The organism is Streptomyces sp. (assembly GCF_031181555.1).
GTDB classification, from domain to species: Bacteria; Actinomycetota; Actinomycetes; order Streptomycetales; family Streptomycetaceae; genus Streptomyces; species Streptomyces fimbriatus.
In genome coordinates, this window is sequence record NZ_JAPSKQ010000023.1 from 41431 (window position 1) to 53018 (window position 11588).

The 11588-nt window shown below is 72.4% G+C and carries 7 protein-coding genes; 4 read left to right on the top strand and 3 right to left on the bottom strand.

Annotated features, from left to right (window positions below; genetic code table 11):
• From RIM90_RS07690 to RIM90_RS07705, 4 genes are all read left to right on the top strand, one after another.
• Positions 1-669: spherulation-specific family 4 protein (locus RIM90_RS07690; protein WP_309059821.1), on the top strand; the 669-nt coding region annotated here is incomplete at its 5' end.
• Positions 666-1505: an endo alpha-1,4 polygalactosaminidase gene (locus RIM90_RS07695; protein WP_309059822.1), complete on the top strand. Its 840-nt coding sequence runs from the start codon at positions 666-668 to the stop codon at positions 1503-1505. The genes RIM90_RS07690 and RIM90_RS07695, both read left to right, overlap by 4 nt.
• Before the next feature lie 442 nt (positions 1506-1947).
• Positions 1948-2502 (top strand): hypothetical protein, encoded by a 555-nt coding sequence (locus tag RIM90_RS07700; protein ID WP_309059823.1) that lies wholly within the window; start codon positions 1948-1950, stop codon positions 2500-2502.
• A gap of 267 nt (positions 2503-2769) precedes the next feature.
• Complete coding sequence (locus RIM90_RS07705) at positions 2770-4446, top strand: long-chain fatty acid--CoA ligase (protein WP_309059824.1); 1677 nt, start codon at positions 2770-2772, stop codon at positions 4444-4446.
• 49 nt (positions 4447-4495) lie between these two features.
• Here RIM90_RS07705 and RIM90_RS07710 read toward each other — a convergent pair whose 3' ends face one another.
• From RIM90_RS07710 to RIM90_RS07720, 3 genes are all read right to left on the bottom strand, one after another.
• The gene (locus RIM90_RS07710; protein ID WP_309059825.1) at positions 4496-4930 is read right to left on the bottom strand and encodes a hypothetical protein; all 435 of its coding nucleotides are present in this window, start codon (positions 4928-4930) and stop codon (positions 4496-4498) included.
• Complete coding sequence (locus RIM90_RS07715) at positions 4927-6009, bottom strand: NAD(P)/FAD-dependent oxidoreductase (protein WP_309059826.1); 1083 nt, start codon at positions 6007-6009, stop codon at positions 4927-4929. The genes RIM90_RS07710 and RIM90_RS07715 overlap by 4 nt, the downstream gene beginning before the upstream one ends.
• Positions 6010-6221: 212 nt before the next feature.
• Positions 6222-11588 (bottom strand): non-ribosomal peptide synthetase (locus RIM90_RS07720; RefSeq protein ID WP_309059827.1); only part of this gene is annotated, 5367 nt, incomplete at its 5' end.

Here is an 11588-nt window from a genome sequence, read left to right on the forward strand (position 1 = left end):
CTGCTGATCCCCCTGTACGTCCACCCGGCCGAGGACCCCGGCGCCTGGCACCGGCTCGTCACGGCCGCCGCCCGCACCCACGCGGTCGTGCTCAACCCCGCGAGCGGCCCCGGAACCGCCCCGGACCGGGCCTTCGCGGCGGCCGCGGACGCGCTGCGGGCGGCGGGCGCCCGGCTGCTCGGCTACGTCGACACCGACTACGGCGCACGGGACCCGTCCGCGGTCACCACCGACGCGCGCCGGCACAGGGAGTGGTACGCGGTCGACGGCTGCTTCCTGGACCGGGTGACCGCGGGGCCGGACGGTCTGCCGGGCTGCAGGAAGCTGGTCCGGTCCCTCCGCCGGACCGGTGCGCGGACCGTGGTGCTCAACCCGGGCGTGGAACCGGCGCCCGGCTACGTCCGCCTCGCCGACCTGACCGTCACCTTCGAAGGCCACTGGTCCACGTACGTCTCCGCGTTCAGCCGCTCCGCCCGGGCGGAGCGGCACCCACCGGAACGGCTCTGCCACCTCGTCTACGGCGTGCCCGCAGCACTCGTGCCCCTGGCCGTACGTACCGCGCAGGACCGCGGTGCGGGGGTATGCGGCCCCGTGACGGGCGACCTGCCCAACCCGTGGGCCGGGTTGACCCCGGCGTTGACCATGACCACGTCCGAGGGGCGGGGATGAGAGGGACGCCCCCGCCGTACGCGCCCCTCCTGGCCGTGCTGGCCGCCGCGGTCCTGACCGGGTGCTCCGGTCCGGGCGACGGCAAGGACACGGACGCCCGGCCCGGTCCGGCCCGCACCTCGCACACCCCCGGCGAGGAACTGTGGCGCCCGCGCCCCGGGCTCGCCTGGCAGTGGCAGCTCGACGGCAGGGTCGACCCGTCGGCCGAGGTGCCCGTCTACGACATCGACGGCTTCGAGAACACCGCGGCGGACGTGGCCCGCCTCCACCGCGAGGGCCGCAAGGTGATCTGCTACATCAACGTCGGCGCCCGGGAGGACTTCCGGCCCGACCGGGACGCGTTCCCGCGCTCCGTCCTCGGCCGGCCCAACGGCTGGCAGGGCGAGCGCTGGCTGGACATCCGCCGGATCCCCGTGCTGAGGCCGATCATGGAGCGGCGGTTCGACATGTGCCGGGACAAGGGCTTCGACGCGGTGGAGCCGGACCTGGTGGAGGGCTACGGCCATGACACCGGGTTCCCGCTCACCGCCGCCGACCAGCTCCGCTACAACCGCATGATCGCGGACATCGCGCACGAACGCGGTCTGTCGGTGGGCCTCAAGAACGACCTGCCGCAGATCCCGCAGCTCGTGGACGACTTCGACTTCGCCGTCAACGAGGAGTGCGCGCAGTACGGCGAGTGCGCCGATCTCATCCCGTTCATCGAGGCCGGCAAGGCGGTCTTCCACGTGGAGTACGCGGAGCCGACCGGCGAGTTCTGCGCCGCCTCCCGCGAGCTGAAGCTGTCGTCCATGCGGAAGAAGCCGGAGCTGGGGGTGTGGCGGGACCCGTGCTGACCCGGCGGCTTCCCGGCTGCGTCCGGTTGCCGTCGGCGCCGCCGGCGAGGCGACGGAGCGGGTGGCTCCCGGGGGGAGGCGGCGTCACCGGCCGGTCCGGCCGTGGATCCGTGACGCGCTTCTCACCGGTGCGGGTGCGGAGGGCCCGGGTCCCACCGTTCGGCCCGCGACCGAGGACAGCCGCGGCACTTCCCCCCGACTTCGCCCATCAGGGAACCTCCGGGGGCCCCTCCGGTCGTGTTCCCTCCGGGACCCGTCAGTGCGCCGCCATGCGCACGAGAGGCGCATTCGCGTGAGCGAATAATAAGTCCTAGTACCCGAACTGAAAATACGAAAATAGGCCGAATGCCTGGACGGAAGGGTCACCGATCGGGGAGACTTTCCTCAACAGGCCTTCGCATGGGCCTCGTTGGGCAACACCAACACAAGTACGGGGGAGAACATGACAGGACTTGCCCACCGTTGGTCGGCGCGCGCAGCAGGTGCGGCGACCGCGGCGTTACTGATCGTCGGCAGTGCGGCCGGCACCGCATTCGCCGCTGAGACCGACCGCACGGCCGTTCGCGCCGATGGGTACGAGCCCACGTTCGATGTCACCGCGCAGTACGCGGTGGTCGCGACCACGCACCCGGACGCCGAGGGCTGTGGTGGTTTCGAGGTGATCGGGACGGGGACCGCCACCGGCAAACCGATCGACAGCGGCACCTGGACGCAGGACGAGGAGGCGTGCACCGTGACCGTCCCCGGCAAGTACGACATCAAGGGAACGGCGACGATCACGGAGAGCGACGGCGACGAGCTCAACGTCAGCTACCAGCTCACCGCGCCGATGACGGGGGACACCCGCGTCTACCCGACCGGCACGTTCAAGATCACTGGCGGCACCGGCGAGTACCAGTTCGCGACCGGCAGCGGCAAGATGAACGCCTGGGTCAACCTGCTGGACCACGACAACGTCTCCTGCAGACTGATGGGAGAGATCAAGTACCTGGGCTGATCCTGACCGATGGTCAGGCGGCGGCGGGTGACGGCGTGGTGCCGTCACCCGCCGCCGGAGCCGACTCCGCCGCCGGGGCCGGCATTGCGCGTGGGCGTCCCCGCTCCTTTCCCGCCCCCGGTGTTCCGGCCTTCGTGGGCCCGGGCGCGGAACGGGGAGCGGGGCCGCCGCTTCCGAAGCCCCCGAAGACTGCGTTCCTGCACGCGTGGCAGCCGCCGTTCGACGCCGGGGGCACCTTCTGACTGCGCACCTCCAGGGGGCCGCACCATGAAGAGCACGATGCAGGACCGTGAGCTGCTGGTCCGCGACATCCTCGCGCACGGGCAACGCGTCTACGGGGACAGCCGGGTGGTGCGATGCGCCGACGGGCCGGCCGCACGGTCCTCACAGTCCTTCGCCGACATCGCCGGCCAGGCCGAGCAACTGGCCGCGGCACTGGCCCGACTGGGCGTGCAGCCCGGTGAGCGGGTCGCCACGCTGGCCTGGAACACTCCCGAGCACCTGGTGGCGTATCTCGCCGTACCGAGCATGGGCGCGGTACTGCACACCCTCAACCTGCGGCTCCACCACGACCAGCTGGGGTACATCGTCGAGCACGCCGAGGACGCCTTCCTCCTGGTCGACGCGACCCTGCTGGACATGCTCGCACCCCTGCGGGACCGGCTGGGCAGCGTACGGCACGTGGTGGTCATCGGCGGCGCGCCGGAGGTGGACCTGCCCGGGCACATCACCGTGCACCGCTGGGACGAGTTGCTGGCGGCCGAGCGGCCCGGCTTCGTCTGGCCCGACCTGGACGAGCGGGAAGCGGCGGCGCTCTGCTACACGACCGGCACCACCGGCAACCCCAAGGGCGTGGCCTACAGCCACCGCTCGATCTCCCTGCACACGCTCGGCGTCTCGGCCAGCGCCGGTTTCGCGATGCACGACGGCGACCGCGTCCTGCCGATCGTGCCGATGTTCCACGCCAACGCCTGGGGCTGGCCGTATGCCGCCTGGCTGGCGGGCTCCGACCTGATCATGAACGGGCGGCTGCTGCACACCCCGGACCTGGCCCGGATCATCAACGAGGAGCGGCCCACCGCGGTGGCGGCGATCTGCACGATCTGGAACAGCCTGGTGCACCACGGCGAGCAGCACCCGCTGGACCTGAGCAGCGTACGGCTCGCGGGCTGCGGCGGCGCGACCCCGCCGCGTGCCCTCCTCCAGCAGCTCAAGGACCGCTACGGGGTCCGTCTGAAGCAGGGCTGGGGACTGACCGAGACCAGCCCCCTGGCCACCTTCGCGGTCCCTCCGCACGGCACCCCGGACGAGGACGAGGTCGGCTGGCTGGCCAAGAGCGGCCGGGTGATGCCCTACGTCGAGGTGCGGGTGATCGCGGAGGACGGCAGCGAGCAGCCGTGGGACGGGACCTCGGTGGGCGAACTGGAGCTGCGCGGGCCGTGGGTCACCGGGTCGTACTTCAACACCGAGGAGTCCCCGGAGAAGTTCCACGACGGCTGGCTGCGCACCGGCGACCTGGGAGTGATCGAGCCGGGTGGCTGGGTGGTGGTCAGTGACCGGCTCAAGGACGGCATCAAGAGCGGCGGCGAGTGGATCTCCACCATCGAGCTGGAGAACGCGATCACCGAGCACCCCGCGGTGCTGGAGGCGGTCGTGGTCGGTGTGCCCGACCCGCGCTGGGAGGAACGCCCGCTGGCCTGCGTGTCGTTGGTGCCGGGCGCTGAGACCGGCGGGGACGAGCTGCGGGAGTTCCTGGCCGGGCGGGTGGCCCGCTGGTGGATACCGGAGCGATGGTCGTTCGTGGACGCGGTGCCCAAAACCAGTGTCGGAAAGTACGACAAGCGGTCGGTGCGGACGTTGTACGCGGAAGGGGCGCTGGACGTCTGGCTCCCCCGCGACTCCGGCGCGCAGGTGCCCACGGAGTCAGGGCCGCCTCAGGAGTGAACGGCGGTGCGGCGCCCCGGATCGCCCGGAGCGCCGCCTCCCGTACGCCTCAGGCCGCCATCCGGTGCGCCGCCTCGGCCAGCAACTCCCGCTGCTGGTCGGGGCCGAGGCCCAGCTCCCGGACCAGCCGGAGAATCAGCACCAGCCGGGCCTGGATCGTCGTCTCGGGATCGAGATGGTCACCGCCGGGCGCCGTGCCCCCGTCCAGGCCGTCGGCGACCAGGCGTTCGAGGAACGCCGGGTCGAAGTCCTCCGCGCCGGCCTCCAGCGAGCCGAGGACGTCCGCGACGTAATCGCTGATCTCCTGCGGCGTCGCGCCCTGCGGGAAGCGGCGACGGGCCGCGAGCCCGAAGGCGGCGCCGACCGCCTGCCCGTAGCACGGGTCGGTGGGGTCGAGGGCGGAGGACTTCTGCGCGAACCCGATGAAGTCGAACGCCAGCAGTGCGCCCAGTACCTCGAGTTCCTTGGAGGTGACGCTGGTCATGACGGCTCGCCTTCTGCCGTGGGAGAAGCGGTCGTGGTGCCGTGGGCGGTGGCGGTGATCGCTGCCGCGACGCGTTCGGCGTCCCGGCCGACGAAGCCGATCAGCGCCGAGCCGCGGGTGCGCATCCGGTACAGGCCCAGGTAGTAGCTGCCGGGCAGGGCCCCCACCCCCTCGGTGTGCCGGGGCTGCCCGGCGTCGTCGAGCATCTCCGGGTCGAGCCAGCCCCAGTCGGTGCGGTAGCCGGTCGCCCAGATCACCGTGGACGGCTTGACGCGCTCGCCGTCCGCGATCAGCAGCTCGGCGCCCTCGGCCGCGACGACCCGGCCCACCGTCCGGATCCGGCCCTCCGCGACAAGCCCGGGCACCCGGTCGCCGACGATCGGGTCGGGTGCCTGCATGTTCACCGGCAGGCTCATCACACCGAGGACGCTCATCCACCAGAACATGTCCCGTCCGAGGACGGTCTGCGGCAAGGGCGGCGAGACGGTGTCGCTGCAACTGAGCACCACGCTGTGGGTCTTGGCCAGCTCCACGGCTATCTGCCGGCCGGAGTTGCCGTCGCCGACGATCACCACGGTGCCCGGCGGCACCTGGGAGGGGTCGCGGTAGTCGCTGGTGTGCAGGGCGGGCACGTCCGGACTCAGCCCGGCGGCGAACTCCGGAACCCGGGGGGCGCCGAACGCGCCGGTCGCGATCACGACCTGGTCGGCCCGGCAGTCGCCGTGCGCGGTGGTCAGCAGATAGCCGTCACCGTCCCTGCGCAGCGACAGCACCCGGTGGTCGGTCAGCACGGGGAGGCCGAACCGCTCGGCGTAGTCGCGCAGATACGCCACGACCTCGTCCTTGCCGGGGTAGCGCGCACCGTGGCCGGGGAAGGGCAGCCCCGGCAGCCCGGAGAACTGCGCGGACGTGAACAGTGTCAGCGAGTCCCAGCGCCGCTGCCAGGTCTCGCCGACCTCGCTCCCCGCGTCGAGCAGCACACAGCGTATGCCGGCCTGCCGCAGGTAGTACCCGACGGCGAGTCCGGACTGGCCCGCTCCGACGACGGCGACCGGCACGGTGGCCGGCAACGCGCTCATCGGCTCGCTCCGGCGCCGACGCCGGTCGGCGCCGGCCGGTGGCCGGCGGCCCTGGTCCGCTCCTCGGCGGGGATGAAGCTGGTCGGCCGCCGTTTCGGATCGGCCTGATCGATTCGCATACCGGATGTCCTCACTTCTTGGACCTGGACCCCGCGGGACCGGTCCGGGGTGTGCCGGCCGGGCCGCCGCAGAAGCGGCCCGGCCGGTTCGGATCAGTTGGTGCCGAGGGCCCGGCGCAGCTCACCGGCCAGGACGCGCAGCCGCTCGCCGCGCATCACCGTGTAGTGGTCGCCGGGTACGTCGACGAGGGTGGCGTCACCGGGGAAGTACTCCATCCAGCGGGACGCGGTCTCGACCGTCGCGCCGCCGTCCGCGGCCCGCAGCGACACCACCCGCCCGGCGAAGCTGCTGGGCGCGTAGCGCAGGAGGGCCCGGTAGTTGTTGCGGAACCGGCCGACGATGCGGCTCAGCGTGTCGAGGTCGATGTCGTCGGACAACGCGCCCGCGGCACGGGCCTCGGTGTGCAGCACCTGCACCGGCGGGCGGCCGTCGAACGCCTCGGGCGGCAGCTCCCAGTCCACTCCGGCCAGACCCGCCAGGTCCCGGGCGAACCAGGACAGCAGCACCTCGTCGGAGACGGGCGCGCCCTCCGCCGGTCCGGGCCGCTCCATCAGGTCGATCACGGCCAGCAGGTCCACCTCGGCGCCCGCCGCGGTGAGCTGGGCCGCCATCTCCAGGGCGATCACCCCGCCCATCGACCAGCCGCCGAGCCGGTACGGGCCGTCGGGCAGCGCCTCGCGGACCGCCGCGGCGTAGTGGGCGGCCATGTCCTCGACGCTGAGCAGTTCCGTGTCCGGCAGCTGGAGCGCGTAGAACGGCTGGTCGTCGCCGAGGAGTTCCGCGAGTTCGGCGTAGCAGAGCACGTCGCCGCCGACCGGGTGGACGAACACCAGCGGGGTCCGCGAGCCGGTGGTGCGGACCGGTACCAGCGCCCTGCGGCGGTCCTCGCCGCTGTCGGCTTCCCGGACCGCCTGGGCGAGCAGTTCGATGGTCGGCCGGGCGAAGAGGCTGGACAGCGGCAGGCTGCGGCCCAGACCGCGGGCGATCCTGGCCATCAGCCGCACCGCGAGCAGCGAGTCCCCGCCGAGTTCGAAGAAGCTCGCGGTCACCCCGATCCCGGTCACGCCGAAGAACTCCGCCCATATCTCCGCGAGCCGGCGTTCCACGTCGTCGCGGGGCGCGACGAAGCCGGTGCCTTCGACCGCGACCTCGTCGGGTGCGGGCAGTGCCGCCCGGTCGACCTTTCCGTTGTCGCTGAGCGGCAGTTCGTCCAGGACGAGGATGCGCTGCGGCACCATGTGCTGCGGGACCACCTGGCGCAGTGCCTCGGTGAGCTGCTGCTCGGTGTCGTCGCGCCCGTCGTCGAGGACGACGTAGGCGATCAGCCGCTTGGGCCCGTGCTGTTCGCCCGCCGCGACGACCGCGGCGGCCCGTACCCCCTCGCACTGGGTGAGGGAGGCTTCCACCTCGCCCAGTTCGATGCGGTAGCCCTGGATCTTGACCTGGAAGTCCTGCCGGCCGAGGAATTCGATCGTGCCGTCCGGCAGGAAGCGTCCCAGGTCGCCGGTGCGGTAGAGGCGTTCACCGGTGACCGGGTGGTGCAGGAAGGCGGCGCGGGTCTTGGCCTCGTCGTTCAGGTAGCCGCGGGCCAGACCGATCCCGGCGATGTAGAGGTCGCCCGGCACCCACACGGGGCAGGGCCGCATCGCGCTGTCGAGCACGTAGAAGCGCTGGTTCCGCATCGCCTTGCCGTAGGGAATGCTCACCCGGTCGTCCTGGACCTCCCCGATGGGGTGCAGGATCGACCAGATCGACGCCTCGGTGGCGCCGCCGAGGCTCCACAGCTCGGCGTCCGGGAGCAGCAGCCGGATCCGGCCGGGCAGCGTCACCGGGATCCAGTCCCCGCTCATCATGACCAACCGCAGCGGCAGCCCGGTGAGCCGGTTCGCGAGGGCGTGCTCGGTGAACATCTCCATCAGCGCGGGCACGCTGTTCCAGATGGTCACCCCGTGCTCGGTGACGAGTTCCGCCCAGCGGGCGGGTTCGCGGTGCGCGGCCGGTTCGGGCAGGACGAGGGCGCCGCCCACCGACAGCAGTCCGAAGACGTCGTAGACCGACAGGTCGAAGTGCATCGCGGACAGTCCGAGGGCCCGGTCCGCCGCGGTGACGCGGTAGCGCTCGTTGACGTCGACCACCGTGTTCAGGGCCGCGCCGTGCTCGATCATCACGCCCTTGGGCAGCCCGGTGGAGCCCGAGGTGAAGATCACATAGGCGAGGTCGGTGGGCTTGGCGCCGGACGGGCCGAGCGGGCGCTCCTCGCCCTCGTCGTCGGCCCGCACCACGGTCCTGACCACGCCCTGCGGCCAGTCGGTCGTGTCGTCCACCCACGGCTGGGTGACGACACGGCTGATCCCGGCGCTGTCCAGCAGCACGCGCAGCCGCTCGGCGGGCACCCGGGCGTCGATCGGGACGTACGCCGCCCCGGCCCGCAGGATGCCGAGGGCCGCGACGACCTGCTCCCAGCCCTTGTCCATGACGATCGCCACCAGGTCGCCGGGGCCGGCTCCTTGAGCGAGCAGCCGGTGCCCCACCTGGTTGGACCTGCGGTCGAGGTCCGCGTACGTCAGGGTCAGCGCCTGCGAGATGACCGCGGGCGCGTCGGGCGTGGCTGCGGCCCGGGCGAGGACCGCGTCGTGCAGGAGCCCGTCGGGCACGGGCCCGTCGGTGGCATTGGCCGCGGCCCGCACGTCCAGGTCGGCGGCCGGTGTGAGGACGGGCCTGGGCCGCTGCCAGGCGGCCGGGTCGCGGGACAGGTCGTGCAGCATCCGCAGATAGGCGGCGAACATGGCGTCGATGCAGCCCGCCGGGAACAGCTCCTCGATCACGTCCCAGTTCAGGACGAGTTCACCGGCCTCCTCGACCGCCTGGTGATCCAGCCATACCTGCGGGGTGCGGACCGAGCTGCTCACCTGACGGCCGTTCTCACCGATCCCGGCCAGGTACTGCACGACTCCGCGCTGCTCGGTGTCCTGCTGACCCGTGAGGTTCACCAGACTGGTGAAGACGACCGGCGCGGCGGCCCGCACGGAGGCGCCGCGGGCCCGGTTCAGTTCCCTGAGCACCCGCACACCGCTGACCTGGCTGTGCTCCATGTCGCTCCACAGCTGGCGCTGGACCTCGGCGGCGCGGGTGGCGAACGCGTCGCCGGCCGAGTCCCGGATCTCCAGCATCAGGGTGGTGGAGAAGTTGCCGATGATGTCGCCGACCTGCGGGTGCAGCGGCAGCCGGTTGAAGAACAGCAGGTTCAGCGAGAAGTCGGGAGTGGCGCTCCACTCCGCGATCACCTGCGAGTACGCGGTGCACAGGGCCGCGGAGGCGCTGACCCCGGCTGCCGCCGCGTGCTCCTTGAACCGGGCCCAGTCCTCCTTCGACAGGGTCGCGCCGCGGTGGTCGAACACCGGCCGGTCCAGGCTCGACGGGCTGACGGCCAGCGGCAGCTGGGGTGCGGGCGGCAGGGTGTCGAGCCGGTCCCGCCAGTAGGCGAGCGCCCGCTCGTACTCGGGTCCGCCCTCCAGGGCGCGGGCCTGCTGGACGTAGTCCCGGTAGCGCAGCCGCAGTTCGGGCAGCGTCTCACCGCGGTAGTGCGCGGCCCACTCCCTGAACAGGATCGACGTGCTGAAACCGTCGATGATCAGGGCGTCGAAGCCGGTGTGCAGCCGTATCACCCGGTCGTCGATCCGGGTCACCCGCACGTCGAACAGCGGCCAGCGGGTGGTGTCGAAGACCTGGTGCCGCATCTCCTCGCGGACGGCGGCCAGTGCGGCTTCGCGCTCGGCCGGGGCCAGGGAGGAAACGTCGGTCTCACGGATCACGTAGGCCGGGACATCGCGCTGTACGCGCTGCTCGCCCTCGGCGGTGAAGACCGCCCGCAGCATGTCGTGGCGTTCGATCATCGCCCGGAAGGACGTGCCGAGCCGGTCCAGGTCCACGTTCTCCAGGTCGATCTCGGTCTGGAAGTAGGTGGAGGTGTTGCCGAGTTCGAACGCGTCGCCGCGGCCCACGAGGTACGCCTGCTGGAGGTCGGTCAGGCCGAACGGCTCGTAGCGCTCCGCGTCGTCCCCGGGCGCCGCGGTGGCTCCGCCGTCGGCCTGCGGGGTCTCCGCTCCGGTTCCGGCGCCGAGGGCGGCGAGTATGTCCTCGGCGATGTCGTCGGTGCTGCGGCCGTCGAGGAACGCCGTCATCGGCAGCAGGACGTCGAACTCCCGGTTCAGCGTCGTCCGGATCTTCATCGCGATCAGTGAGTCCAGGCCGAGCGCCTGCAACGACTGCTGGGCGTCGAGCCGGGCCGCCGTGGTGCCCAGCGCCCGGGCGACGGTCCGGATCACGAGGGCCCGTGTCGCCTCGGGCGTCACGGGGGGTGTCGCCGGGACCGCGGCAGGCCGGTGCTGTGCGGGGGCCGCCGCGGGTGTGTGTACGGCCGCGGGCACGTGCTCGGCCGCGGGGACCTGTACGGCCGCGGGATCCGCCGCGGGCCGGGTCGGGGCGGGGGCGAAGCGTACCCCGTCGGCCTCGGCGACCAGCCGGCCGTGTGCGCCGACGAGCCGGATGCGCGCCCGGGTGCCGCCGTCGAACAGTTCGGCGTGACATCGCAGCCCGTCCTGGGAGCCGCCGCGGTGGTAGTGGACGAAGCGGTCGAGACCGACCGGCACGAGGGCCGGGCCGTCCGCGGGGAAGCAGGCCAGCGCGGTCTGGAACATCGCGTCGACCAGCCCGGGGTGTATCAGGTAGGGCTCCGTCTCGCCGGGCACGGCGGGCCGGATCTCGGCGGTGGCCTCGCCCCGGTTGATCATGATCCGCTCCACCCAGCGGGCGGCGGAGCCCAGATAGAGGGCGCGCTGCCACAGCGACCGGTACAGCTCGTCGCCGGTCAGCTCGCGGCCCGACCCGACCGGTGCGAGCGTCACGGTGGGGGCGGTCGACGCGCCCGACCGGGCCCGGCCCTGCGCGTGCAACTGCCAACCGCCGGCCCGGTCCTGCGCGTAGTAGCGGAACCGTTCGTCGTCCACGACGAGTTGGGCGGTGCGTACGGCAACCGGCGAGCGGTCCTCGCCGACCGGTTCGAGCACCAGGTCGACGGGCAGCTCCAGGTCCTCCACGGACACCGGTCCCGGACCGGAGAGCTCGACGACCGCCTCGATCAGCGACTCCACGAACACCCCGGCGCTGACCACCGGCCGCCCGCCCACCACGAAGTCGCCGAGACTGGGATGCGCCACGGGGTCGAGCCGCGGGGCGAACTGCGCCTGCGCGAGCGGCGTCGACGGCAGTCGTACGCCCAGCAGGCCTGTCGGCTCGACAGGTTGTTCCACCGGGCGTGGCGCGGTCTGCGGGACGGCGGGTTCGGGTGTGAGCCAGTAGTGCCGGCGTTGGAAGGGGTAGGGGGGCAGTTCGACGGTGTGGGCGTGGTAGGGCTTCAGGAGGGTGGGCCAGTCGATGGTGACGCCGTGGGACCAGGCTTC

Coding starts and splice junctions, on each gene's coding strand:
- RIM90_RS07710 (WP_309059825.1), bottom strand. CDS start 4,930: ATGACCAGCGTCACCTCCAAGGAACTCGAGGTACTGGGCGCACTGCTG.
- RIM90_RS07705 (WP_309059824.1), top strand. CDS start 2,770: ATGAAGAGCACGATGCAGGACCGTGAGCTGCTGGTCCGCGACATCCTC.
- RIM90_RS07715 (WP_309059826.1), bottom strand. CDS start 6,009: ATGAGCGCGTTGCCGGCCACCGTGCCGGTCGCCGTCGTCGGAGCGGGC.
- RIM90_RS07695 (WP_309059822.1), top strand. CDS start 666: ATGAGAGGGACGCCCCCGCCGTACGCGCCCCTCCTGGCCGTGCTGGCC.
- RIM90_RS07700 (WP_309059823.1), top strand. CDS start 1,948: ATGACAGGACTTGCCCACCGTTGGTCGGCGCGCGCAGCAGGTGCGGCG.